The 24,849-nt window shown below is 64.9% G+C and carries 23 protein-coding genes; 16 read left to right on the forward strand and 7 right to left on the reverse strand.

Annotated features, from left to right (window positions below; genetic code table 11):
* The first annotated feature begins 8 nt into the window (after positions 1 to 8).
* The 5 genes from eat (at position 9) to U5A58_RS20170 (ending at position 5,822) form a co-directional block, all read left to right on the forward strand.
* Positions 9 to 1,418: an ethanolamine permease gene (gene eat, locus U5A58_RS20150; RefSeq protein ID WP_321915050.1), complete on the forward strand. Its 1,410-nt coding sequence runs from the start codon at positions 9 to 11 to the stop codon at positions 1,416 to 1,418.
* 27 nt (positions 1,419 to 1,445) lie between these two features.
* Positions 1,446 to 2,843 carry an ethanolamine ammonia-lyase subunit EutB gene (locus U5A58_RS20155; protein WP_321962751.1) on the forward strand — a complete coding sequence of 466 codons (1,398 nt, stop codon included), beginning with the start codon at positions 1,446 to 1,448 and terminating at the stop codon, positions 2,841 to 2,843.
* Positions 2,840 to 3,643 carry an ethanolamine ammonia-lyase subunit EutC gene (gene eutC / locus U5A58_RS20160; RefSeq protein ID WP_321962752.1) on the forward strand — a complete coding sequence of 268 codons (804 nt, stop codon included), beginning with the start codon at positions 2,840 to 2,842 and terminating at the stop codon, positions 3,641 to 3,643. Before U5A58_RS20155 ends, eutC begins: the two co-directional genes overlap by 4 nt.
* A 229-nt stretch (positions 3,644 to 3,872) precedes the next feature.
* Entirely contained in the window at positions 3,873 to 4,904 is a 1,032-nt protein-coding gene (locus U5A58_RS20165) for a helix-turn-helix domain-containing protein (protein WP_321962753.1), read from the forward strand.
* A gap of 132 nt (positions 4,905 to 5,036) precedes the next feature.
* On the forward strand, positions 5,037 to 5,822 hold the full coding sequence (locus tag U5A58_RS20170) for an alpha/beta hydrolase (protein ID WP_321962754.1): 786 nt from the start codon (positions 5,037 to 5,039) through the stop codon (positions 5,820 to 5,822).
* A gap of 138 nt (positions 5,823 to 5,960) precedes the next feature.
* Here the strand turns inward: U5A58_RS20170 and U5A58_RS20180 are convergent, their stop codons facing one another.
* Positions 5,961 to 6,497 (reverse strand): GNAT family N-acetyltransferase, encoded by a 537-nt coding sequence (locus U5A58_RS20180; protein WP_321962755.1) that lies wholly within the window; start codon positions 6,495 to 6,497, stop codon positions 5,961 to 5,963.
* A gap of 16 nt (positions 6,498 to 6,513) precedes the next feature.
* Complete coding sequence (locus U5A58_RS20185) at positions 6,514 to 7,086, reverse strand: XRE family transcriptional regulator (protein ID WP_321962756.1); 573 nt, start codon at positions 7,084 to 7,086, stop codon at positions 6,514 to 6,516.
* A gap of 253 nt (positions 7,087 to 7,339) precedes the next feature.
* Here U5A58_RS20185 and U5A58_RS20190 point away from each other — a divergent pair, with 253 nt between their 5' ends.
* From U5A58_RS20190 to U5A58_RS20200, 3 genes are read left to right on the forward strand one after another with little or no spacing between them, the layout of a single operon-like run.
* Complete coding sequence (locus U5A58_RS20190; protein ID WP_321962757.1) at positions 7,340 to 9,883, forward strand: EAL domain-containing protein; 2,544 nt, start codon at positions 7,340 to 7,342, stop codon at positions 9,881 to 9,883.
* Between the two features lie 48 nt (positions 9,884 to 9,931).
* Positions 9,932 to 10,240 carry a hypothetical protein gene (locus tag U5A58_RS20195; RefSeq protein WP_321962758.1) on the forward strand — a complete coding sequence of 103 codons (309 nt, stop codon included), beginning with the start codon at positions 9,932 to 9,934 and terminating at the stop codon, positions 10,238 to 10,240.
* 15 nt (positions 10,241 to 10,255) lie between these two features.
* Positions 10,256 to 11,917 carry a methyl-accepting chemotaxis protein gene (locus U5A58_RS20200; protein WP_321962759.1) on the forward strand — a complete coding sequence of 554 codons (1,662 nt, stop codon included), beginning with the start codon at positions 10,256 to 10,258 and terminating at the stop codon, positions 11,915 to 11,917.
* A 4-nt stretch (positions 11,918 to 11,921) separates the two neighbouring features.
* Here the strand turns inward: U5A58_RS20200 and U5A58_RS20205 are convergent, their stop codons facing one another.
* A complete protein-coding gene (locus U5A58_RS20205; RefSeq protein WP_321962760.1) occupies positions 11,922 to 12,665 on the reverse strand; it encodes a FadR/GntR family transcriptional regulator in 744 nt (247 codons plus the stop codon).
* 396 nt (positions 12,666 to 13,061) lie between these two features.
* Here U5A58_RS20205 and U5A58_RS20210 point away from each other — a divergent pair, with 396 nt between their 5' ends.
* Genes U5A58_RS20210 through U5A58_RS20225 form a run of 4 tightly spaced genes read left to right on the forward strand, consistent with a single transcriptional unit; the run spans position 13,062 to position 17,757 of the window.
* On the forward strand, positions 13,062 to 14,189 hold the full coding sequence (locus U5A58_RS20210; protein WP_321938877.1) for a sugar ABC transporter substrate-binding protein: 1,128 nt from the start codon (positions 13,062 to 13,064) through the stop codon (positions 14,187 to 14,189).
* Between the two features lie 36 nt (positions 14,190 to 14,225).
* A complete protein-coding gene (locus U5A58_RS20215) occupies positions 14,226 to 15,797 on the forward strand; it encodes a sugar ABC transporter ATP-binding protein (RefSeq protein WP_321962761.1) in 1,572 nt (523 codons plus the stop codon).
* Positions 15,794 to 16,774 carry an ABC transporter permease gene (locus U5A58_RS20220; protein WP_321938881.1) on the forward strand — a complete coding sequence of 327 codons (981 nt, stop codon included), beginning with the start codon at positions 15,794 to 15,796 and terminating at the stop codon, positions 16,772 to 16,774. Before U5A58_RS20215 ends, U5A58_RS20220 begins: the two co-directional genes overlap by 4 nt.
* Positions 16,771 to 17,757, forward strand: coding sequence for an ABC transporter permease (locus tag U5A58_RS20225; protein WP_321962762.1), 987 nt, complete (start codon positions 16,771 to 16,773; stop codon positions 17,755 to 17,757). The genes U5A58_RS20220 and U5A58_RS20225 overlap by 4 nt, the downstream gene beginning before the upstream one ends.
* Positions 17,758 to 17,796: 39 nt before the next feature.
* Here U5A58_RS20225 and U5A58_RS20230 read toward each other — a convergent pair whose 3' ends face one another.
* Positions 17,797 to 18,600, reverse strand: coding sequence for an SDR family oxidoreductase (locus U5A58_RS20230; RefSeq protein WP_321915035.1), 804 nt, complete (start codon positions 18,598 to 18,600; stop codon positions 17,797 to 17,799).
* Positions 18,601 to 18,742: 142 nt separating this feature from the next.
* On the opposite strand from U5A58_RS20230, the gene U5A58_RS20235 reads away from it, so the two are divergent.
* On the forward strand, positions 18,743 to 19,696 hold the full coding sequence (locus U5A58_RS20235; protein WP_321962763.1) for a GlxA family transcriptional regulator: 954 nt from the start codon (positions 18,743 to 18,745) through the stop codon (positions 19,694 to 19,696).
* Positions 19,697 to 19,702: 6 nt separating this feature from the next.
* Here U5A58_RS20235 and U5A58_RS20240 read toward each other — a convergent pair whose 3' ends face one another.
* Positions 19,703 to 20,698 carry a GlxA family transcriptional regulator gene (locus U5A58_RS20240; RefSeq protein ID WP_321962764.1) on the reverse strand — a complete coding sequence of 332 codons (996 nt, stop codon included), beginning with the start codon at positions 20,696 to 20,698 and terminating at the stop codon, positions 19,703 to 19,705.
* A 309-nt stretch (positions 20,699 to 21,007) separates the two neighbouring features.
* Here U5A58_RS20240 and U5A58_RS20245 point away from each other — a divergent pair, with 309 nt between their 5' ends.
* Positions 21,008 to 21,298 carry a hypothetical protein gene (locus U5A58_RS20245; RefSeq protein WP_321962765.1) on the forward strand — a complete coding sequence of 97 codons (291 nt, stop codon included), beginning with the start codon at positions 21,008 to 21,010 and terminating at the stop codon, positions 21,296 to 21,298.
* Here the strand turns inward: U5A58_RS20245 and U5A58_RS20250 are convergent.
* Together U5A58_RS20250 and U5A58_RS20255 are read right to left on the reverse strand one after the other, a co-directional pair.
* Positions 21,282 to 21,566 (reverse strand): hypothetical protein, encoded by a 285-nt coding sequence (locus U5A58_RS20250; RefSeq protein WP_321962766.1) that lies wholly within the window; start codon positions 21,564 to 21,566, stop codon positions 21,282 to 21,284. The genes U5A58_RS20245 and U5A58_RS20250 overlap by 17 nt on opposite strands.
* 253 nt (positions 21,567 to 21,819) lie before the next feature.
* Positions 21,820 to 22,206, reverse strand: a complete 387-nt coding sequence (locus U5A58_RS20255) for a hypothetical protein (RefSeq protein ID WP_321962767.1) — start codon at positions 22,204 to 22,206, stop codon at positions 21,820 to 21,822.
* Positions 22,207 to 22,417: 211 nt separating this feature from the next.
* Between U5A58_RS20255 and U5A58_RS20260 the strand changes: the two genes are divergently transcribed.
* Together U5A58_RS20260 and U5A58_RS20265 are read left to right on the forward strand one after the other, a co-directional pair.
* Positions 22,418 to 23,317: a LysR family transcriptional regulator gene (locus tag U5A58_RS20260; protein ID WP_321962768.1), complete on the forward strand. Its 900-nt coding sequence runs from the start codon at positions 22,418 to 22,420 to the stop codon at positions 23,315 to 23,317.
* Between the two features lie 169 nt (positions 23,318 to 23,486).
* Positions 23,487 to 24,815 carry an MFS transporter gene (locus U5A58_RS20265; RefSeq protein WP_321962769.1) on the forward strand — a complete coding sequence of 443 codons (1,329 nt, stop codon included), beginning with the start codon at positions 23,487 to 23,489 and terminating at the stop codon, positions 24,813 to 24,815.
* Positions 24,816 to 24,849: the final 34 nt, after the last annotated feature.

A 24,849-nucleotide genomic window follows, 5' to 3' on the forward strand; every position in this document is an offset into this window, starting at 1 on the left:
AGAGAACCATGCAACGCGAGTCGAACGCACGCCCCGCAGCGGGCGGCAAGGCCGGCGCGCCGGCACTGAATCAAACGCTCGGCACGTGGCAGTTGTGGGGCATCGCAGTCGGCCTCGTGATTTCGGGCGAGTACTTCGGCTGGAGCTACGGCTGGGCCAGCGCCGGCACGCTCGGCTTCGTCGTCACGGCACTGTTCGTCGCGGCGATGTACACCACGTTCATCTTCAGCTTCACCGAACTCACTACCTCCATTCCGCACGCGGGCGGGCCTTTCGCCTATGCCCGCCGCGCGTTCGGCCCGACCGGCGGGTACCTGGCAGGCGCGGCCACGCTCGTGGAGTTCGTGTTCGCGCCGCCCGCCATCGCGCTTGCGATCGGCGCCTACCTGCACGTGCAGTTCCCCGGGCTCGAACCCAAGCACGCGGCCATGGGCGCGTACCTCGTCTTCATGGCGCTCAATATCGTGGGCGTGCAGATCGCCGCGACCTTCGAGCTGATCGTCACGCTGCTCGCCATTTTCGAGCTGCTCGTGTTCATGGGCGTGGTGTCGCCGGGTTTCGCGTGGAGCAACTTCATGAAGGGCGGCTGGTCCGGTAGCGACCACTTCTCGCTTGGGTCGTTCAACGGCATGTTCGCCGCGATTCCGTTCGCCATCTGGTTTTTCCTCGCGATCGAAGGCGTGGCCATGGCGGCAGAAGAAGCGAAGAACCCGCGCCGCTCGATTCCCATCGCCTACGTGGCCGGCATTCTCACGCTCGTCGCGCTGGCCGTGGGCGTGATGGTGTTCGCGGGCGGGGCGGGCGACTGGACCAAGCTCGCCAACATCAACGACCCGCTGCCGCAAGCCATGAAGTTCATCGTGGGCGAGCATAGCGGCTGGATGCACATGCTCGTCTGGCTCGGCCTCTTCGGGCTCGTCGCCTCGTTTCACGGCATCATCCTCGGCTATTCGCGGCAGATCTTCGCGCTCGCCCGCGAAGGCTATCTGCCCGCGTGGCTCGCGAAGATCCACCCGCGCTTCAAGACGCCTTATCGCGCGATTCTCGCGGGCGGCGTGGTGGGCATCGCCGCAATCTACAGCGACGAGCTGATCCAGTTCGGCGGCCAGACGCTCACGGCCAACATCGTCACGATGTCGGTATTCGGCGCGATCGTGATGTACATTGTCAGCATGGCGGCGCTCTTCAAGCTGCGCCGCATGCAGCCGGCCATGGACCGGCCGTTCCGCGCGCCGCTTTACCCGTACTTTCCGGCGTTTGCGCTCGTGGCCGCAGTCGTTTGCCTCGGCACGATGGTGTATTTCAACGCGCTGGTCGCGGGAGTGTTCGTGGTGTTTCTCGCGCTCGGCTATGGCTATTTCCTCGCCACGCGCAGCCAGCGCGACGCCATGCCGGGTGAAGCGCTGCTCGAGGAGTGAGCCGCGAGATTTGCAGGAGTCCATCACATGCAATATACGGAGACGATCGGCGCGCGCACCTACCGCTTCGCGGACCTCAAGACGCTGCTCGCGAAGGCTAGCCCGCTGCGCTCCGGCGACCAGCTGGCCGGCGTGGCGGCGGCGAGCGAAGAGGAGCGCGTGGCCGCGAAAATGGCGCTGGCCGCGGTGCCGCTGAAGGCGTTTCTTTCGGAGGCGCTGGTCCCCTACGAGAACGACGAGGTCACGCGCCTCATCGTCGACGATCACGACGCAGCGGCGTTCGCCGCTGTGTCGCACCTGAGCGTTGGCGACTTTCGTGACTGGCTGCTTTCCGGCGCAGCAAATACCGAAACGCTCGAGCGCCTGGCGCCAGGCCTTACGCCCGAGATGGTTGCCGCCGTGTCGAAGCTCATGCGCAATCAGGACCTGATCGCGGTGGCCAAAAAGCGCCCCGTGGTCACGCGCTTTCGCAACACGGTTGGATTGCCGGGCCGCATGTCGGTGCGCTTGCAGCCGAATCATCCCACCGACGACGTGAAGGGCATTGCCGCCTCGATGCTCGACGGCCTGATGTACGGCTGCGGCGACGCGATGATCGGCATCAATCCCGCAACGGACAGCCTCGCGGCCATCGTGAAGCTGCTCGCGATGATCGACGGTTTTCGCGAGCGTTACCGCGTGCCTACGCAGTCCTGCGTGCTCACGCACGTCACGAACACGATTGCGGCAATCGAAAAGGGCGCGCCGGTCGACCTCGTGTTTCAGTCGATAGCGGGTACTGAAAAAGCAAACGCGAGCTTCGGCATTTCGCTCGCGCTGCTGAAAGAGGCGCGCGAGGCTGCGCTGTCGCTCAAGCGCGGCACGGTCGGCAACAACCTCATGTACTTCGAGACGGGCCAGGGCAGCGCGCTTTCGGCGAATGCGCATTACGGCGTAGACCAGCAAACGTGCGAGGTGCGCGCCTATGCGGTTGCGCGCAAGTTCGAGCCGTTTCTGGTCAATACGGTGGTGGGCTTCATCGGCCCCGAGTATTTGTACGACGGAAAGCAGATCATTCGCGCGGGTCTGGAAGATCACTTCTGCGGCAAGCTGCTGGGCGTGCCAATGGGCTGCGACATCTGCTACACGAATCACGCCGAAGCCGATCAGGACGACATGGACGCGCTGCTCACGCTGCTGGGCGCGGCGGGCATCAACTTCATCATGGGAATTCCAGGCGCGGACGACGTGATGCTCAACTATCAGAGCACCTCGTTTCACGACGCGCTCTATGTGCGCGACCTGCTCGGCCTGCGCCGCGCTCCGGAATTCGAGGAGTGGCTGGAGACGATGGAAATCGTCGACTCCAAAGGTGCGCTCCTGCCCGGCTCGACGCGCGTGCCGTTGCTCGCGGGCGCGCACGAATGGATGGGGATCGACGCATGAGCGACGCCGTCGAAAAGAACCCCTGGGGCGGACTGAAGGCATTCACGAACGCGCGCATTGCGCTCGGGCGTGCGGGCAACGGCCTGCCCACTGCACCGCTGCTCGCGTTCAATCTCTCGCACGCGCAGGCGCGCGACGCCGTGCATCAGCCGCTGGACGCCGAAGCCCTGCGGCGCACGCTCGAAGCCGAGGGATTCGCAACGCTCGGTGTGGAGAGCGCGGCGCCCGACCGGCAGCATTATTTGCGCAGGCCGGATCTGGGGCGGCGCTTGTCGGAGGCAAGCCGGGCCGAGTTGGCCGCGTTGGCCGGTTCCACCGCAGCCGGCTCGAACGGTGAACCGCCCGAAGTCGTATTCGTGATCGGCGACGGCCTTTCGGCGTTCGCTGCGGCGAAGCAGGCCGTTCCGTTGCTGCTCGCCGTGCGTGCGCGCCTTGCAGGCTGGCGCATCGGTCCCGTGGTCGTTGCGCGCCAGGCGCGCGTTGCGCTTGGCGACGAGATTGGCGAACTGCTGGGCGCGAAGCTCGTTGCAATGCTCATAGGCGAGCGGCCCGGACTCAGCTCGCCCGACAGCCTCGGCGTTTACCTCACCTATGCGCCGAAAGTGGGATGCCACGACGCCCAGCGCAACTGCATTTCGAACGTGCGGCCCGAAGGCCTGCCCTACGAGGCGGCCGCTCACAAGCTGCATTACCTCCTCACGCACGCGCGGCGGCTCGGGCTGACCGGCGTCGGACTCAAGGACGATAGCGACGCGACGTTGCCGGGCAATGCGGGGGCAGGTCAGCTTGGTTCGGCGTGAGCCCGCGTGCGGCATGCCATGTGGTTCGCCGCAGCCTTGCGCGACCCTTCACGCACCGCGGCGGTGCGCGTCGCCGCCTGTGCCGTGATTGAGCACTCCGGTAACAGGCCATTGCGCCGCCGTGGAGCAGCCTGCCGCGCGGTTTGGCCTTTCGGCATATTGCTCGGGCTGGCGCGACTCTTGCATCATTCGACGATCGACAGATGCAAGTGCGAGCTGGGAGGCAACCATGAACGAATTGGCTGAGCGGACCGAAGCCACGGCCGAGGAAACGCGGCGCAACGCGCTGGGCGCGGAAGTGCCCGCAGGCCGTGCGGTGGTCAGCGTCGCGCACGACGCCGACGAGCAGGCGCGCAATCTCGTGGGGTGGCGTCAGACCTACGACCAGCTCGCCGCGGGCCGCTTTGTCGGCACGCTCACCGAGTTGCCGCTCGACACCATGAAGGTGTTTCGCGAGACCACGAGCCACACGCTGCGGCAGGCGTGCGAAGTGCGCGGCGATACCTGGTGGTTCGGCATACCGGTCGCGCGCGAAGGTCATGCGCGTATCGACGCGCAGCCTATCGGCGCGAACGCGTTTGCGCTGCGCCCTGGCAACGTCGAATTCGAACTGCTCACGCCGGCGCAATTTTCGATCTACGGCGTGGTCGTGCGCGGCGACGTGCTGCGCCACTATGCGGCTTCGGTCGAGCGCGCGTCGCTTGACGAACGTCTGCCGGGCACGCCCATCGTGCACGCTGGCGCCGCACGTATCGAGCGCCTTTGCTCGCTGCTCGCAAGGCGTCTCGACGACGGCGGACACGCGCATGCCCACGCGCCAAACGGCCCGCTTTCGGAGTTCGAGCGCAATGAAGTCCAGGCCGAAGTGCTCGCCGCGCTGTTCGATGCCTGCGCGACCAGCGGCGAGGCGGTTGTCGAGCCCGCGTCACGACGCCGCTGGATCGTCGCGCAGGCACGTGACTATGTGCTCGCGCATCGCGCGCGGCCTGTTGGCGTGCCGGAGCTTTGCGAGCAGTTGCACGTGAGCCGTCGTACGCTCCAGTACTGTTTTCAGGACGTGCTCGGCATGGCGCCCGCCACTTATTTGCGCGCGCTGCGCCTGAACGGCGCCCGGCGCGATTTGTGCGGACGCGCGGCCGGCTCGGTGCAGGACGTCGCAGCGGCCTGGGGCTTCTGGCATCTGAGCCAGTTCGCCACCGACTACCGGCGCATGTTCGGCATGCGGCCTTCGGAGGCGTTGCGCGCGGTGGAGCATGCGTGAGTGATGCGAGTCGCGTTGCGGTGTCGTTGCATTGTCCCAAAGCGTATTTCAGGTCATGAGCGATGTAGTGAATTTCCATAGGTATTCCACGTTGGGGTATCGTGAGTTCGATATCGCTTCGTGGGGAGGTGTGTGAATACGTTCACCGTAGACGACAGAGGCAACATTCTTCGTTACATCGATATGCATTGCGGTACGAGCACATTCGATCCGCTCGTCTTTATTCACGGCTTGGGATGTGCTTCGAGTAGCGACTATCCGCCGGTCGTGACGTCCAGGTCTTATTCGAAATGCAGATCGATACTCGTCGATCTCATGGGCGCGGGGTTCAGCGATAAGCCAGAGGACGGAACCTATACCTCCACGGCACAGGCGGCCGTTCTGGAAAAATTCGTTGCTGCCGAGCCGTTCACGCAGGTGGATCTCTTCGGTCACAGTGCCGGTGCATTCATTGCCTTGAAGCTGGCGAAATGCCTGCCAGGCAAGCTCAGAACGCTGATCTTGTGTGCACCGGGGCTCACCGATTACGGTATTGCGAGGCTGTCGGAAATGACATCGTCGACCGAAACGGAATTCATCAATGGCGGGTTTGTGCAGCTTCTGGCGCAATTGAAAGCCGAGGGCGGCAATGACGCCTGGCTGGGCCCGTTTTCCGTTGCGTCGCCTCATGCCCTATATCAATGGGCAAAGTCCGCATTGGAAGACAACTCGGGAAGCTGGCTCGAAGACCTCGCCAGGCTGAATACGAAAAAGGGGGTAATTCTTCCGGATACGGCAACGCGCGAGGATATTGCCCGATTCGAGCGAGCGGGCTGTAGCGTCGAACTCGTCGCCAACGCCGAGCATATGATGGCCTATGACAATCCCGATGGTTTGGCGTTGGCAATCGGCAATATTCTAAAACCGGGCAGGTATTGAGCCACGCCGGTACGCGGCCGAATACGGCAAATGAGTGCGCGCTGCCCGTGCCCGTGTTCGTACTCGTTCCATTCGTACCGTCGCCCCATGGTTGGGTGAACGCACGATGAACCGGCTTCGCGTTAGCAGCCTGCCACGTTAGCTGCTTGCCAGTTGCTTGTGATAGAACGTCGTGCCGCAGAAGGTGCCGTCCGGCATCAGCGCGTAGTTCGGCACGGCGCCTACGCGCTGCCATCCTGCGCGCGCATAGAGCCGCTCGGCTACGCCGCCTGTCACGGTGTCGAGCACCAGCACCGATTTGCCCGCTTCCCGCGCCGCCGCGTCGATTGCCCGCATGAGGCGCAGCCCTACGCCGTTCCCGCGCGCGGCGCGATGCACCAGCACCTTGGCGACATCGGCGCGATGCTGCTGGTTCGCGGGTTGTGCCGTCACGAGCTGGGCCGTGCCCACGATGCGCTGCTGCGCGTCTTCGGCCGCGAGCAGAATGCGTTCGCCGCGCGCCACGCCTTGCGCGACCTCGCGCCAGAACGCAAGCGCCGTATCGCGCGAAATGGGCCACATGAAGCTCACCGAGGCGCCACCCTCCACGCAGTCGATGAGCACATCCGCAAGCGCGGGTGAGGCGGCGTGCGCCTGCTCGGCGGTGAGGCGGCGTATCTCGATGGTTTCGTTCATGTGAATTCGAATCCGGTCAATTAGTGATCCTGCATAGCGCGACGACGTACCGCGCCGGTTCGCTCGTGGGATTGCGATAGACGATAGGGCAGTCGAGGCGCATGGCGAGGCAGTCGCCGGTTTCGAGCCGCCACAGGCGCTCGCCAACCGTCATCTCCATCGCGCCTTCCATGACCCAAACCTGCTGATAAATTTCCGCGTCGCGCAGGCTCGTGTCGTAGGCCACGCGCTGGCCTGGCGGAAAGTGCACTTCCACGAGCTGGATGGGCGACCACGCGGCCGGCGAGAGATTGCGCCGCACGTAGCCCGATTCGGGATCGGTCCAAACCGCTTGATCGCGGGCCGCGGCATGCGGGGAGGGGACCTGTCGTGCTTCGTCGCCCGGCGTCTCGAAGAGCGACGCAAGCGAGACGCCAAGTGCCGTGGCGAGCTTGTCGAGCACGACGGCCGTGGGGCTGCTCTCGCCGCGTTCGATGAGCGAGATGTTCGAGCGGCTAACCGAACTGCGCTCGGCCAGCGCTTCGAGCGACCAGCCTTTGGCGTCGCGTAGTTCGCGCAGGCGGCGGGAGATGTTGGTGTGGATATCCATGACGTCCAGTTTAATGGATTTATCTGTCCAGTAAACTAGATTATGTGATTCCACATATAAAAGTTTATGCGCATCAAGTTTGTCGCAAGCGCGCGACACATGATGCCGCCCTGATATTCGTACTAGTGGAAACGCAAACGTTTGCGCGGTCTCGGACAGTTAGAACCTTGATTTTCGTCAACTGACGCCCGCTTGCCCGCTGTTAGCTTCCCGCTATCTCACAAAGACATCGCAGTGCGGTTCGGGGCGCTACATGCAACACCACACGCTGGACCTGGAAATCGGGCAGCTTCTTTCAGGGCCGCCGCTTGCCTGCGGGCCCGACGTGCCGATTCGCGAAGCGGCGCGCATGATGAGCGAGCGGCGCTATAGCGCCATCGTGATTACCGAAATGGGGCGGCCCGTCGGCATCTGGACCGAGCACGACGCGCTCGCGCTGGGCGAAGACGCCGCCGCGCTGGCGCTGCCCATCCGTCACGCGATGAGCCATCCGGTGCGCGCGTTGCCTGCAAGCACGCGCCTGCGCGACGCCGCGCTGCGTTTCAAGCGCGAGGGCATCCGCCATTGTCTCGTTGTGGATCAGGCTGGCCGCTCGCTCGGCATCGTCACGCAAACCGACCTGGTCATGAACCAAGGGCTCGAATGCTTTCTGCGGCTGAAGACCGTCGGGTCGGTCAACGCCGCGATGCCGCTCGTGGTCGACGCGCGCATGTCCATGCACGAGGCCATGCAGCGCATGCGTGCGCGGCGCTTGAGCGCGCTGGTCGTGAGCTATCCCGAAGGCGACTACGGCATCGTGACCGAGCGCGACGTGGTGCGCTTCGCGGCCGCCGGTGCGCTCGACGGCACGGCCGGCGCGCGCGCGAGCCGGCCGCTGCGCTCGCTCGCGCATTCGCAAAGCCTCTATGCCGCACGTCAGTATCTCGTCGAGCACCGCATGCGCCACGTGGGGGTGATCGGCGAAGACGGCAGTCTCGCTGGCCTGCTCGACCTCTCGCATATCCTGCACGATATCGAAGACGGTTTCGTGCGCGAACTGCAGATCGCGCTGCGCGAGCGCGATGACGCGCTGCTCGCTTCGCGCGCGAATCTGCGCCTCGCCGACCAGGTGGTGGAATCGACGCTCGACGGCGTGATGATCACCGACCTCGACGGCACCATAGAACGCGTGAATCCCGCTTTTACGCGCCTCACGGGCTATACGGAGCACGAAGCGCTGGGCCGCAACGCGAGCCTGCTCAACTCGGGGCGCCAGGGTGCGGCGTTCTACAGCGAACTGTGGCGCAGCCTTCAGCAAAACGGCCACTGGAAAGGCGAAATCTGGAACCGCCGCAAGGACGGCGCGCTTTACCTGGAATACCTGACGATTTCCAGCATCTGCGATCCCGGAGGCCGCTGCACGCATTACGCCGCGATCTTCGCGGACATTACGCAGCGCCGCGAGACCGAGGAGCGCCTGAGCTACCTCGCGACGCACGACGCCTTGACGGGCTTGCCTAATCGCACGCTGTTCACCGAGCGCCTTACGCTCTCGCTTGCGCGCGCACGCCGTTCGGGCAAGCGCGTCGCGGTGATGTTTCTCGACCTCGACCGCTTCAAGCTCATCAACGACACGATGGGCCACGGCGTGGGCGACGAGGCGCTCACGGTGATCGCCACGCGTCTGCGCGAAGCGGTGCGCGAGACCGACACGGTGGCGCGTCTTGGCGGCGACGAGTTCACGCTGCTGATCGAGGACATCGAGGACATTCGCCACGTCGGGCAGATCGCCCAGGGGCTGCTCGCGCGCGTGGGCGCCGCGATGCACATTGGCGAGCAACTGCTGTTCGTCACGCCGAGTATCGGCATCAGCATGTATCCCGACGACGCGCGCGATCCGCGGCAACTGCTCATGCAGGCCGACCGCGCGATGTACGAGGCCAAGGACGCGGGCAAGAACAACTTCCGCTTCTTCGCCGCGCCGATGACGTCGTCGGCCATGGAGCGCATCGTGCTCGAAAGCGAGCTTCACCATGCGCTGGAAGCCGGCGAACTCGTGCTCCACTATCAGCCCGAATTCGACGTGGCGAGCGGGGCACTCGTCAATATCGAGGCGCTCGTGCGCTGGCAGCATCCGCGCCGCGGCCTCGTGCCGCCCGATCAGTTCATTCCGATTGCCGAGGAATCCTCATTGATTGTGCCGCTCGGCGCGTGGGTGTTGCGCGAAGCCTGCCGCCAGGCGCGCGAGTGGCTGGACGAAGGCTTCGACTTCGGGCGCATCAGCGTGAATCTCTCCGCGCGGCAATGCCTGCACGACGGTTTCCTGCATCAGCTGACGACCATACTCAGCGAAACCGGCTTGCCGCCCACGCGCCTGCAGCTCGAACTCGTGGAGAGCATGGCGATGACGTCGGGCCGGGGCGGTATCGAAGCGTTGCTGCAGGAACTCGCCGCGCGCGGCATCAGCCTCGCGATCGACGACTTCGGCACGGGTTATTCGTCTTTCAAGTATCTGCAGTCCTTACCGGTCGACACACTCAAGGTGGACCGTTCGTTCCTCGCGGATATGGCCGAGCCGGAGCCGGACATGTCGCCGCGGGTGAAGAAAAGTGCCGCGCGCGACCGCTCGATCGTGCGCGCGATTGTCGCGATGGCGCGCTCGCTCGGCGTCACGGTGGTGGCAGAAGGCGTCGAGACGCCGCGGCAACTCGAGTTCCTGCGCGAGATCGGCTGCGACCGCGCGCAAGGTTATCTGCTTGCGCGTCCCGCGCCCGCCGAATTGATGCCGCGCGTGCTCGAAGTGTGCGTGGCCGGTTGAAGGCTGCCGTTTCCAATCCCCCTTTGGCCGTTGTATCTGGAGAATTCCGTGAGCACCAGTGACGAGATGCTGTTGAAATCGATGACCGCGCTAGTGAGCGCGCATGGCAAGGCCATCTCGCGCTTCGGCGCGAGCGTGGTGGTCATGACGAAGTTCGTGGAGGCGGTGTTGCCGCAACTGTCGACTGCGCAGATCGAGCGCACGATCCTCGTGTTTCGCGCGCAGCTCGGCGAAGCGATGGCCGTGGCCGACGACGTGCTGCTGCCCGGTGAATACCGCGCCACGCTGATCGAGCAGGCGAACATGCTGCTGGCCCGCATGGGCAGCGACGCTGTCCCAACCACGTCGAAGCCCTGAACCGGGAAGAGAGCAATGCGTAATCTGACGATTCGAACCGGGCTGCTGGTCGTGCTCTGCACGTTCGCGGCGATGCTGGTGGTGGGCGCTGCGGTAGGTGTCCTGATGATTGGCCGCGCCGACAACTCGGCGCGTTTCATTCACGAAGTCGCGCGCCAGGACGCACTCGCGCTCGCCTTGCGCGAGGACGCGGCGCTTGCGCAAACGGCACTCGCGCGCGCGTACCAGGCGGCGAAGGAAACGAGCGACGCAGCAACGCGCGAGCAAGCGCAAAAGCGGGCGCAGCAGGACGCAAGCGATCTCTTCGATCAGGCCGCAAAGCATAGCGCCGCGCTGCGCACGAGCGCACCGTTCAATGCCGCGGCGGCCCAGCAGCGCGACACCTTGCTCTCCACGTGGAGCGCGCTCGCGGATACGCTGCGGCGCGCGGCCACGGCGCTCGATGCTGGCGACACGGCTACATATGCCACGCTCGCCGCCGGAGACGTCGCCAACGCGAATACGCAGTTTTCGGCGAGCGTGGGTGCGTTGCGCGCGAATGCGGACGCCGCCACGCGCGCGACGCTCGACCAGGGCGAGCGCGAGCACGACTGGGTGATGGCGATGGTGGCGGTGGGCTTGACAGGCGCGCTGGCGCTCGTCGTCGCAACCCATATGGCGCTGCGCCGCCTCGTGACGGCGCCGCTCAAAGGGGCGGTGGAAGTGCTGAACCAGATCGCCGCGAACGATCTCTCGGTCCACATAGAAAGTGGCGGGCGCAACGAAATCGGCCAGTTGCTTGGCGCCATGCGGCGCATGCAAGGCGGGCTGAGCCACACGGTGCACAGCGTGCGCTCGAGTTGCGACGCCATCAATACGGGCGCGCGCGAAATCGCGGCGGGCAACCTCGATCTGTCGAGCCGCACGGAGCAGCAGTCGGCGTCGCTGGAGCAGACGGCGTCGAGCATGGAGCAGCTCACGTCGAGCGTGCGTCAGAATGCGCAGCACGCGAACGCCGCGAGCGCGCTCGCCACAGGCGCGGCGGATGTCGCGCAGCGCGGCGGACGCGTGGTCGAACAGGTGATCGAAACGATGGAGGAGATCAGCCGCAGCTCGGGCAAGATTGCGGACATCACGGGCATCATCGACGGCATTGCGTTTCAGACCAATATTCTCGCGCTCAACGCTTCGGTCGAGGCAGCGCGCGCGGGCGAGCAGGGGCGCGGCTTTGCGGTGGTCGCGGGCGAAGTGCGCATGCTCGCGCAGCGCAGCGCCGCTGCGGCGCGCGAGATCAAGTCGCTGATCGACGCCTCGGTGCATGACGTGCGCAATGGCCGCTCGCTCGTGGGCGAAGCGGGCGCAACGATGGCCGAGATCGTCGCGTCGGTGGACAAGGTGTCGGGCCTCATGAAGGAGATCGCCTCGGCCACCGTGGAGCAGAGCGCCGGCATCGAGCAGGTCGAGACGGCGGTCAGCCAGATGGATCAGGTCACGCAGCAGAACGCGGCGCTCGTGGAAGAGGCAGCGGCTGCCGCCGAATCGCTCGAGCAGCAGGCAAGCCAGATGGCCGAGGCCGTGGCGACCTTCCGTGTGAGCGAGACGGTGGACATGCTGCAAGAGGCGCCGTTGGTCACACCGTTGGCTGTTGTGCACGAGGAAGGCGCGCTGCTCGCGCACGCACTGCCTGCGGCCGCATAAGGCGCTAACGCCACGCCTGCGTGAATTCGCCGATCACGCGTGCGAGATGCGCCTGCATCGCCGCACGCGCGGCATCGGCATCGCGCGCCATGATGGCCGAAAAGATGCGCTGGTGGTCTTCCTGCGAAGCGGCGCGCAACGCGGGCGTATGGAAGTGCTCCTCGATCTTCTGCCACAGCGGGTCCGCGCGTGAGTTGTCCCACATCGCGCTCACCACCTGGCGCAGCATGTCGTTTCCCGTTGCGCCCGCAATCGCCAGATGGAACTCGCGGTCGGCGGCCTCGTTCGCGGCCTTGTCGTCCATGTTTTCGCGCATCGCGCGCAACGCGGCGAAGAGGCGGTCGAGATCCGAGTCCTTGCGTTCGGTCGCGGCGAGCGCCGCGATGCCGCTTTCGATCACTTCGCGCGCGCGCAACGTTTCGATCGGGCCCGGCCCGCGCGGCAGGTCGAACGCGATGGAGCGCGCCTCCGGCGCTTCGGCCACATAGATGCCCGAGCCCACGCGCACCTCGACCACGCCTTGCACTTCCAGCGCGATGATCGCCTCTCTCACCTGCGTACGGCTCACGCCGAAACGCTCCGCGAGCGTGCGCTCGGAAGGCAGGCGCTCGCGCGGGCCCACCGGTGCGCGCCCGTGTTCGCCCGCCGCGATCAGGTCGTAGATCTGTTTCGCGAGGCCGACGTAGGAGCGATCGGCCGCGTCCGCATCGGCGGCGCGACCGGTTGGCGTATGCGAAAGATCGGCCATCCAGATTCTCGAAAGCGTCGAAGCCGCCGGGCGGCGGCTGAAGTTCGGCAAAATGGTACACCAGTTGCCGCGCCGCCACGCATAGGCGTGGTGCGGGTTTTCGCCCGATTCCCGCCAGTTGGCCCGCGCGCCGCATCCAGTGGTAAACCACTATCGCGCGCAGATTGGTATGCCAGTACTGTCAGACGGGGTGGCGTTCACGCATGCCCGTCGTTTTGCTTCGAGGGGACGCCTTTGAAGATGTCATTCCGCTGGTTCGGCGCGTCCGGTCCAGTCCCGCTGCAGCACATCCAGAAAGATTCCCCGCGTTACGCACACGGTGTCGGCCATTTTCGGCAAGCCAGGTGCGCCGGTTATCCATAAGCAGTCAGTTCTATCCGACAAAAAGGAGACAACATGCTTTCAGGAATCCACGTGCTTCGAGCGGCGGCGACCGCGGCAATGGCGCTGTGCGCAAGCGCGGCATTCGCGCAGGCATCGATCGTTTCCGGTCCGTCCAGCGACCCGACGTGCATGGTCCCCTGGAAGACCGACACGAAGTTCATCAAGTATCCGAAGAAGAGCGGCCCGTACCGTGTCGCGCTCGTGAATGGCTATATCGCGAACACCTGGCGTATCCAGATGATCAAGACGGCCAAGGCCTATACGGCCCAACCGGACGTCGCCGCCAAGCTCAAGGAATTCAAGGTCGTCTCGACCGGCGAGGACGTTCCGGCGCAGATCTCGGCTGTCAACAACTTCATTGACGCCGGCTACGACGCGATCATCGTCGACGCGCAGAATCCCGCTTCGTTCGGACCTGCGATCCGCCGCGCGAAGAAAGCCGGCGTCGTGCTGGTCGCGTTCGACAATACGCTCGACAGCGAAGACGCGATCAACGTGGACGTCGACCAGTACGGGCTTGGCGTGTTGTGGGCCAAGTGGCTCGCGGGCCATCTGCCGAGCGGCGGCAAGGTGCTCGAAGTGCGCGGCGTGGCGGGCACGTCGGTCGACACCGACCGCCACAATGGCTTCACGAAGACCCTGGACGAAAGCGGCAAGAAGTGGAACGTCGTGCAGGTCTACGGCAAGTGGGACGACGCCGTCGCGCAGAAGGCCACCGCCGACGCGATTGCCGTGCAAGGCCATTTCGACGGCATCTCGGCGCAAGGCGGCGACACCGGTGTCGTGCGCGCGATGATCGATGCGAAACATCCGTTCGTGCCGTTCGGCGGCGAGACGGAAAACGGCTTTCGCAAGTTCTGCGCGCAGTACGGCGCCCAGGGGCTGAAGTGCACGTCGGCGGGCAGTGGTCCCGCGCAGGTGGCCGTGGCGATCAAGACGGCGCTCGCGGCGCTCGATGGCCAGACGATTCCTGTGGCGATCAAGCTGCCGCTCGACGTGACCGACGACTCGAAGCTGAAGGCGGGCGCCAACTATTTCCCGAACGAGTCGGACAACTTCTTCGTCGGCAATTCGTTTCCCACTTGCGGCATCAACTTCTCCGCGCAGGAGATCATGAAGCAGAGCCAGGGCAACCAGTGAACGCGTGAAGGCTGGCGACGTGACGGGAGACGAAGCATGCAGCAGGATGCAGGGCAGCCGTTCTTTCAGATGTCCGGCGTGTCGAAAAGCTATGGCGGCGCCGTGGCGCTCGATCACGCAGACCTCGCGGTGCGAAAGGGCCGCATTCACGCGATCCTCGGCGAAAACGGCGCGGGCAAGTCCACGCTGCTGAAGGTGATGTCCGGCGTCGTGCAGCCGGACGAAGGCGTGATGCACCTCGATGGCCGCGAGGTCTCGTTCGCGTCGCCCGCCGAGGCGAACGCGGCGGGCATTGTCTGCGTGTATCAGGAGCTGTCGCTGATTCCCGACCTGAGCGTGGCCGACAACATCTTCGCTTCGAACCCGCCACGCCGCTTTGGCATGATCGACCGTCGGGCCCAGCGCCGCCAGGCCGAGGAAGCGCTTGCGCGAGCGGGCGCGGCCGACATCAATCCGCTCGCGAAAGTCCGCGACCTGCCGCTGTCGCGCCAGCAGATGGTCGAGCTGGCCAAGGGGCTGGCCCACGCGCCGCGCATTCTGATCCTCGACGAGGCCACGTCCGCGCTCACCGCGGCCGACGTCGCGCGCGTGATCGAGGTGCTCAAGCGCCTGCGGCAAGAGGGGCTCGCGCTTCTCTTCATTTCGCACCGCATGCACGAGGTGAAGGCGCTCGCGGACGAATGCACGGTCTACCGCAATGGCCGTCATGTGATGAGCTTCGAGGCGGGCACGCGTTCGGATAATGAGGTCGTCGAAATGATGATCGGCCGGACATACCAGCATGCCTTTCCGGACAAGCCCGCCGAAAAGCCTGAGCCGTCGAGCGCCGCCGCCCCGGTTCTCGCCTGTCACGATCTTGCATGGAGCGACACGCTGCGAGGTATCAGCTTTTCGCTGAAGCGCGGCGAAATTCTCGGGCTGGGCGGCCTCGATGGCCAGGGACAGCGCGAACTGCTGCTCGCGCTGTTCGGCGTGCTGCGCGGTTGCGCGGGCAAGATCGAGATCGACGGCAAGGCCGTGTCGATCGGCAGCCCGGTTGCCGCGCGCGCCAAGGGAATCGGCATGGCGCTGATCCCGGAGGACCGCAAGACCGAAGGGCTGATGCTGCCGATGTCGGTGCGCGAAAATCTCTCGTTTGCGGCACTCGATCGCATGTCGACCGCGGGTGTCATCGATCGCGAGCGCCAGCAGTCGTTCGTAGACCGAATGATGGAACTCCTCGCGATCAAGTCGCACGGCGTCGACGCGCCAGTGGGGTCGCTCTCGGGCGGCAACCAGCAGAAGGTGGTCATCGCGAAGTGGCTGATCCGCAAGCCCAGAATCCTGCTCCTCAGCGACCCGACGCGTGGCATCGACGTGGGCACCAAGCAGGAGCTTTATCAGTTGCTCAGGCGGCTTGCCGACGAAGGCGCCGCGATTCTCTTTTACTCGACCGACTATGACGAACTGATCGGCTGCTGCGACCGCGTGCTCGTGCTGTACGAAGGCCGGATCAAGCAGGAACTCGTCGGGGCGGCGATCACCGAGCAGAACCTGATCGCCAGCGCGCTGGACCTGCCGGTCGGGCAAATCGCGCAAGCAACGCCTTCCACAGGAGTCGCGCCATGAGCGGGCTGCGTTACTGGTATGCGGAAAATCGCGGGACGGCGTTCGCGTTCGGCCTGTTCGTGCTGATGTTCGCGATTTATCTGTTCAACTATCCGTCGAGTTTGTCGGCGAACGTGTTTCAGACCGCGGCGAACAAAGCGGTGCTGCTCGCACTGGTGTCGATGGGCCAGGCGCTCGTCGTGCTCACGGCCGGCATCGATCTCTCTATCGGCATGATGCTCGTGCTGACGAATTGCATTGGCTCGTGGATCGTCACCGGCGACGCGCTGCACAGCGCGCTCGGCATTGTGGGCGTGCTCGCGGCAGGCGCGCTGTGCGGCGCGCTCAATGGCGTGATCATCATTTTCGGGCGCTTGCAGCCGATCGTGACGACGATCGCGACGGGCGCCGTCTACTACGGCATCGCGCTGCTGCTGCGCCCCGTGCCGGGCGGCACGATCAACGAAGATCTCGCCGACGTTCTGACCGGCAAGGTTGCAGGCGTTGTGCCGACGAGCCTGCTGATTCTCATTGCGGCGGTGGCAATAGTCTGGATTCCTTTCAAACGCTCGGCGGTGGGGCGGGCGGCGTATGCGACCGGTTCGTCCGAACCCGCGGCCTTCCTCTCCGGCATGCCGATCCGCCGCGCGAAGTTCGCAAGCTACACGCTGGCGGGCCTGCTCGCTGCGATAGGCGGCCTTTTTCTGACCTTCTTCACCGACACCGGCGAAGCGAGCCTCGGCAGCGCCAACTCATACACGCTCTTTTCGATTGCCGCCGTGGTGATCGGCGGCGTGTCGCTGCTCGGCGGCAAGGGCAGTGCGATTGGCGCGATCTTCGGCGCGTTCGCGTTCCGCTCGATCGGCGACCTGCTGTTCGTGTTCAACGTCGACGCGCTATGGCAGCCGCTATTCCAGGGCGTGATTCTTCTGCTGGCTGTCGCGATTGGCGCGTGCGGGCTGTTCAGCGTACGCAACCGTCTGGAGTGGTTCCAATGAGCGGCGTTTCGGCAAGCACGCGAACCACGTTCGTGTCGAGGCTCACGCGCAGGATCGACAAGCCGATCGTGATTGCGTTCGGCTGCATCATTGCGCTGCTGCTCGTGGGCGGGATGTTTTCGCGCAACTTCACGTCGCCGGAGTACATCCTGTTGCAGCTGAAGGTCGGCGCGTTTCTCGGCATTATCGCGACCGGGCTGATGATGGTGATTCTGCTTGGCCACATCGACCTGTCCCTGCCGTGGACGATCACGGTCGGCGCCATGATGGCGTGCGCGGTGTCAGGGCACGGCGAACTCGGGCAAATTCTCGCGATTCCCGTTGGCATTGGTTGCGGCGTGCTGATCGGCATCGTCAACGGCATTCTCGTCGCACTGCTGCGCATTCCATCGATGATCGCGACACTCGCGACCAATGCGGTCGCGCAGGGCATCATGATCGTCTACACGGGGGGATCGTCGCCGCAGGATTCTGCGCCGCAAGTCATGCGATGGCTCGCCGCGGGCTGGCTCGTGCCCGGCGTGCCGAATGCCGTCGCGCTGTGGGTGGTGATTGGGGCCGCGACGATGTTCCTGCTCTCGCGCACGACCTTCGGCCGCACGCTCTACGCGATCGGCAACACCGAGCGCGCCGCCTACCTCTCCGGCATCGATACGCGGCTCGTGACCGTGGCTGCGTTCGCCGTGTGCAGTGCGTTCGCGGCGTTCGGCGGCGTGCTGCTCGCGGGTTATGCGTCGAAGGCGGCACAGTCGATGGGCGACGCTTACCTGCTGCCCGCAATCGCGGCGGTGGTGCTGGGCGGCACGTCCATCCTGGGTGGCCGGGGCTCGTACCTCGGCACCGTGGCCGGTGCGATCCTCATCACGCTGCTGCAATCGATCCTCTCGGTCGCGCAGATGCCGGAGGCCGGCCGCCAGATCATCTACGGCGTGGTGATTGCGGCGATGCTGCTGCTATACGGGCGGACCAAGCGGGAAGCGTGAGTTGCGGGGGCAAGCCCCCGCCTGACTCGAACGCGAACGTCACTGCGCAACGCGATAGCGTGCCGCGGGCGTGTTGCTCGACAGATGCGCGGACATCGCGCGGCGAGCCGTCTCGAACGTGTTCCATTGCTCCACGTCGTGCAACGCAGGAATCGTCACGGTTTCGCCGCGCTCGAAGCCGATGAGCGCGGCGCTCACCATGTCTTGCGCCGACATCACGATCGCACTGTCGAGATGTTCGAGCGGCAGTCCACCCGTCTCCCAGAACTCCGTAGCCGTGGCGCCGGGCAGCACCGCCTGCACGCGAACGCCCTTGGCCGCCAGTTCGTGATGCAGCGACTGGCTGAACGCGAGCACGAAGGCCTTCGTGCCGCCATACACGCCGTTGAGGATCTCGGGCGCGATGCCCACGATGGAGGCGATATTGATGATCGCGCCATTGCCGCGCGCGACGAATCCCGGCACGGCCGCATACGTGAGCCGCGTGAGCGCGGTGACGTTCAACTCGATCATGCGCGTCATGTGATCGACATCGCTCTCGACGAGCGGCGTGTGCGTGCCGATGCCCGCGTTGTTCACGAGCAGCGTGAGGCTCGCGTCGTCGCGCAGGCGCGCTTCCACGGCGGCGAGGTCGTTGCGGTCGTTGAGATCGGCGGCGAGCACTTCCACGTCGCGCTGGGTTTCGCTCGTGATGCGCTCGGCGAGCGCGGCGAGCCGGTCGCGATTGCGCGCGACGAGCACGAGGTCGTAGCCCTGGCGGGCGAGTTCTGCGGCGTACACGGCGCCAATACCGGAAGAGGCGCCGGTGACGAGCGCGGTGCCGCGATGAGATGGCTGGGTCATGATTGCACTCCTTTGTGTAGCGGCGCGAGTGGTTAGGTAACGTACGAGTGGCGCTGCTGTGAATGCATTCTGGCCGCGATTGACCGTGGCGCAAATGACGTATATGGTCGTGTTTTAGGACATGCAACGACGGGAGTAGGACATGCACCGCATTGGCTACCTGCTGAGCGACGGATTCCAGATGATGGCGCTCGCGACCCAAAGCGTTTTCGAATACGCGAATGTGGTGGCGGGCTCGCCGTTCTACGCGATGGAGAACTACTCGATGGAGGGCGGGGCGGTTCGCTCGTCGCTCGGCATGAGCGTGGACACGCAGCGTACGCCCGCGCCCGCGCGCAGCCGCGTGGACACCTGGATCGTGGCGGGCGTGAACGATCCAGTCGCCGTGGCTGCAGAGCCCGCGGTGCTGGCGTTCCTGCGCCGCGCGAGCGGCCGCGCACGCCGGGTGGCGGGCATCTGCACGGGCGGGTTCGTGCTGGCCGAGGCGGGCCTGCTCGACGGCCGCCGCGCCACCACACACTGGATCTACGCGCGCGACTTGCGGGAGCGCTTTCCGGACGTGCGCGTGGAAGACGACCGCATCTATATCGTCGACGGGCCGGTCTGGACGTCGGCGGGCATGACGGCGGGGCTCGATCTCGCGCTCGCCATGGTCGAGCGCGACCTTGGCGCGGAAGTGGCGCGCTCGGTCGCTCACAAGCTCGTCATGTATCAGCGTCGCTCGGGCGGTCAGTCGCAGCATTCGGAAATGCTCGCGCTTGCGCCCAAATCCGACCGCATCCAGAACGCGCTCGACTACGCTCGGCGCAACCTGAGCAGCGCGCTCACGGTGGAGCAGCTCGCCGAAGCCGTGCATCTGAGCCCGCGCCAGTTCAGCCGCGTGTTCACGGCGGAAACGGGGCAGTCGCCCGCGCGCGCCGTGGAGGGGCTGCGCCTCGAAGCGGCGCGGCTCATGATCGAGCAGAGCACGCATCCGCTCGACGTCATCGCGCGCGAGACTGGCTTTCGCGATCGGCGGCACATGCGCGAGGCGTTCGTGCGTGGCTTTGGCGTGCCGCCCCAGGCGGTGCGGCGCGAGATGCGCGCGGGGGCGTAGTCCCTTCTACGAATCCGCTTTGCTCGCGCGTTTGCCCTTCGCCGTAACCGCGCCGAAGTGCGCGCGATATTGCTGTGGCGTGGTGCCCAGCTTGCGCTTGAATGCCAGGCGCAAATGATCGGCGTCGCGCATGCCGCAGCGGAAGGCCACGGTTTTCAACGGCGCGGTGCTGTTTTCGAGCATGACGCGCGCCGCGTCGACACGTGCGCTCTCGACGAATTCGGCTGGCGTTACATGGGTGTCGCGCACGAAGATTCTCGCGAAGTTTCGCTTGCTCATCTTCGCGATGGCGGCGAGCACTTCCACGCCCAGATCCTCGTTCAAATGCCCGAGCACATACTGCTGCACCTGGGCAATGGGCGACGACGCCTCCGCGTAGGGCGTGAGATACGGGCTGAACTGCGACTGGCCGCCCGCGCGCTGCACGAACACCACCAGCCGCCGCGCCACCTGCAACGCGATTTCCGGACCGTGGTCCTGAGCCAGCAGGTAGAGCGAAAGATCGATGCCCGCCGTCACGCCCGCCGAGGTATAGAGATTGCCGTCCTGAATGAAGATGCGGTCGAATTCGACGTTCGCAGTGGGGCACATCGCGGCGAGGGCGGCGGCGTCGTTCCAGTGCGTGGTGACGGTGCGCGCGTCGAGCAAGCCTGCGCGCCCGAGCGTGAGCGCGCCGTTGCAGATCGATCCGAAGCGGCGGGCGCGCGCGCTGGCTTCGCGCAGCCATGCATGCGCCGCATCGGGAAGCGCTTGCGCCACTAGCGAGGGCCCGCCTGCGACGAGCAGCAGATCGTAGTGGCCGGGTGCCTCGTCGAAGTGGCGGTCCGCGCCGATGCGCACACCGCTCGAGCAGCGCACGGTGTCGCGTTCCGTTGCGATCAGCTCGAGCCGGTATTGCTCCTCGGGAGCGAGCAGCCGATTGGCCTCCGAGAAAACGTCGGTGGGCCCGAACACGTCGAGGGCCTGGACGCCTGGGAACACGAGAAGCGCAACAGTAAGCATCGGTGTGGACGAAGAAGGGAGTCAGGGGTCGGAGGCTCGCTAGCGTCGCGCGACGATGGGCAGCGCGGTGGTGATGACCGTTGCGTCGAGGTTCTCCATGAAGAACGTTGCGGCCACAAGGAATGCGATGGCGGTGCGGCGATCGAGGGCGTGCAGCATCAGGCGTGTTCCGGGGCGTGATTCTTCGTCTGCGGCCAGATTCGGCGCGGAGTGTCCCTCATTCTACTGAAGTTGGTACACGCCGTTTGCTGGCATGTTCCGTGCGTGATGTGGACCATGCGATATCCATCGCAAAGGGAGGTCGAAACGATGAGCAACCAGACCGACAAGCCCGAACAGCCCCAGGACGCACCGGAGCCGCGCGGCACGGATCTGCCCAAGCCATTTGGGGACGCTGTGCCCGCACCCACCGAGCCGGGTCTCGATCAGCCTTTACCGCCAAAGACGCACGATTTGCCAACTGCCCAGGAGGAGGCCGAGAGCCCTGACGAGGAAGATCGTGCGCCGCACAACGATATTTCGAGGCCGCTAGGCGACGCGGTGCCCACGCCGGTCGAGCCCGGCCTCGACCAGCCGCTGCCGCCTAAAAAGCACGCGTGATTTGCGCGGCGGTGTCGTTCAGCATTGAGCGCATTCCGCTTGCCTCGCGGCCCGATTGCGGAACCGCGGCACGTAACCGGAACGCCTTGCCGTCGAAGGCGTACCAGTACGTGCCGTGTTCCTTGCCTTCGTTACGGCTTCCTCGCACCAGCAGCATGCAGCTATCTGCGCGGTACGTTAGCGGCTCCGTCACATCTAGCGGCCAGTCTGATACCGTGAACGGCAAGGACGTAACGCGGCCGGTTTTCGTATCGATTGCGGCGGCCATGACACAACCGGCCCCACAGCCCCATTGCGCGAGGATATAGCGCCCGGCGAAATTGACCGGACCTCTGGCGGCATTCTGGATTGCGCTGCGGTATTGGCTCGACCGTGCATCGAACGCGAGGCGCGTGGGTGCGCGCTTCGCCTGGACCGTTGCGGGACAGTCTGCGAACCTGGGCGGTTGTTGCGCGTGCGTGATGCATGGTGACGCACACAGGAGCAGCAACGCAACGGGTATTGAACGCGTACGCATGGTCTTAATACCAGTGGTGACTTTGCCAGAAATTGCGCGCCCGGCGTGCCGTGTGATAGCGCCCATAGATGTAGCGGATTCCGCCCTGGCATTCCTCTACGGCGTTTCCGAATGAAGCCTCGCCGTGGGGGTTCAAATCATATTGTGCGTGAAGCAACTGAAACAGGCCGCGGGCCGTCGAAGCACCGTTACGCGCGTCGACAATGCCCGCTGATTCCTGTGCCATGATCCATAGAAGATCGTTGTAATCCGCCAATGAAATGCCTTCCTTAGCCATCGCGTCCCGAAGGGCGAGTTGTGACGTCAGTGGGACGATGCTGGCGGACTTCTCCGACCATGCATGTTTCTGGTGTTTTATTGGGCGATGCGAGTGAGTATGTGTACCGGTCATCGGCGAATCTCCCATTGATTAAGGAAATCGCAAAGCTAGCGCTAACCCGAGGTGCGCGGTCTGTGCTCTGTCAACATCTGGAGACGGCGCGCCGAAATATCACTCTTCATCCGATGCATCCGTTGGGTAGGGATTGCGTTTTGGCATACTGCCAGGATGTCAGCCTGACCTAAAGTGCTTAACACCCTCTAAGCGATACGGAGAAGACGAGATGAACGAGCTTCGGGGCCTGCAGTGTTTCGTGACACTCGCCGAAGAACTGAACTTCAGCCGCGCCGCGGAACGTCTGCATATCGCGCAGCCGGCGTTGAGCCAGCAGATACGCGCCTTGGAGGACCGCGTGGGCACGCAGCTGATCGATCGCACGCGCCGCCCGCTGCGGCTGACCGAAGCCGGCCAGTACCTTGCCACCGAAGCGCGGCAGATTCTCGGTTCGCTCGCCGAGGTGACACACGGCGCGCTGGAAATTGGCGTTGGCCGGCGCGGTTGGCTCAGTGTCGGCTTCACGCGCTCGTCCATGTACAGCGTCCTGCCGCCCGCGCTCAAGGCGTTTCATCAGGCGTATCCGCAAGTGGAACTCAAGCTGTTCGAAATGCTGACCGACGAGCAAACCGACGCCTTGCGCGACATGCGCATCCATATCGGCATCGGGCGGCAGCCGGTGCACGTGCCCGGTTACACGACCTTGCCGCTGCTGCGCGAGCGGCTCGTGGTGTTGATGGCGTCCGATCACCCGCTCGCCAAACGAAAGAAGGTGCGCATCGACGAACTTGCCGATACGCCGTTGATCCTCTATCCGAAGCATCAGAACGCGCAGTTCAAGCGCACGGTGCAGGCGCTCTACCGCGACGCGGGCGTGACGCCCTTCGTCGCGCACCAGGCCTACGAGATCCAGACCGCCATCGCGCTCGTGGCGGCGGGGCTTGGTGTGACGGTGGTGGGCGAGTCGGTGGCGCGAAACGGCCGCGCCGACGTCGTGGCGCGCCACCTCGACGGCCCCGGCGCTGCGCAGCGCACCGTGCTGGCGGCGACCTTCCGCAGCGACGACACCTCGCCGCATCTGCGCGCGTTTCTCGAATGCCTGCCGCCGCCGCTTGCAGCCACACTATAAGCGCATGCTTATAGAAGCATAAGTATCGCGTCTTGGACTCGACGCTCCCCGCTTCTTATTATCGAAACTCAGGCGCCCGGTCTCGTGAGGTGCCGCCGGCAGCGATCAACGCTCCCGGCCGATAACGATGCAGCGACGGCACCGCCCGTCGCCATGAGGCGGAGACAGCATGAGTCACATCGACGAAGCAGCAACCATGCGAAAGGTTTACAAGCGGCTTGTGCCGCTGCTTTTCTGCATGATGTTTTTCAATTATCTGGACCGTATCAATATCGGTTTCGCCGCGCTCGACATGAACTCGGACATGGGCTTCGACCCCGCCGTGTTCGGCTTCGCGGGCAGCATTTTCTTTATCGGCTACATGCTGCTGGAAGTGCCCAGCAATCTGTTGTTGCACCGCGTGGGCGCGCGCCGCTGGATCGCGCGCATTCTGCTCACGTGGGGCGCCGTTGCGGCCGCAACGGCTTTTGTGTTCAACGCCTCGAGCTTCTACGTGCTGCGCTTTTTGCTTGGCGTGATGGAAGCGGGCTTTCTGCCGGGTATTGCGGTCTATCTGACCTACTGGTTTCCGGAGCGCTACCGCGCCCGCGCCGTAGGCGGGTACATCATCGCGGGGTCGTTCTCGGCCGTGCTGGGCGGCCCGCTCTCGACCACGCTCATGACCTATGCGAACGGCCTGCTCGGCATGCACGGCTGGCAGTGGATGTTCATTCTCGAAGGCGTGCCCGCCATGCTGCTCGGCCTCATTACGCTGCGCGTCATGACCGAGCGCCCCGCGGACGCGGACTGGCTTTCAGCGCAAGAGAAGCAATGGCTCGAGTCCACGCTCGCCACGGAGCGCGAGGCGCTTGGCGGCCATCGGCATTTCCCGCTGCTGAAGGTGGCAAGCGACATTCGAGTATGGAGCCTTGCCTGTCTGTTCGGCTGCGCGCTGGTCGGCATTTACGGGCTTTTCCTGTGGCTGCCGCAGATCGTGAAGAGCCTCGGCCATCTCAACAATATCGAAGTGGGCTTCCTCTCCGCCGCGCCGCCGCTCCTGGGCGTGCTGGGCACATTTCTCGTGAGCCGCAGTTCGGACCGCAGCGGCGACCGCAAGTACCACCTCGCCTTTGTCTACGGTATGAGCGCGCTCGCGATTGCAGGCAGCGCGTATGCGCCGAATCCGCTGCTTGCGTATGCGCTGCTTTGCGTGACAGGCCTCTTCATTTACTCGGGCAACCCGCTGTTCTGGAGTCTGGCCGCTTCGTTCAGAACCGGCGCGGCGGGCGCGGCGACGATTGCGCTCATCAATACGATCGCGCAGTTCGGCGGCGTAGTGGGGCCGTGGAGCATTGGTCTCGTGCGTCACGCCACCGGCAACTTCAAGCTCGCGCTGCTCACCATCGCCGCTTTCCTCGTGGTCGCCACGCTCATCGCCATTGTGATGCGCGTGAAGCCTGCCGGGAACGACGCTTCCAAACCGGCGCTCGCTGGCCGTGATGAAGCGATGGAAAGCTGATTTTTATCGTCCGTACACCTGATGGAATTGCTAC

The organism is Paraburkholderia sp. J7 (assembly GCF_905220155.1).
Lineage (GTDB): Bacteria > Pseudomonadota > Gammaproteobacteria > Burkholderiales > Burkholderiaceae > Paraburkholderia.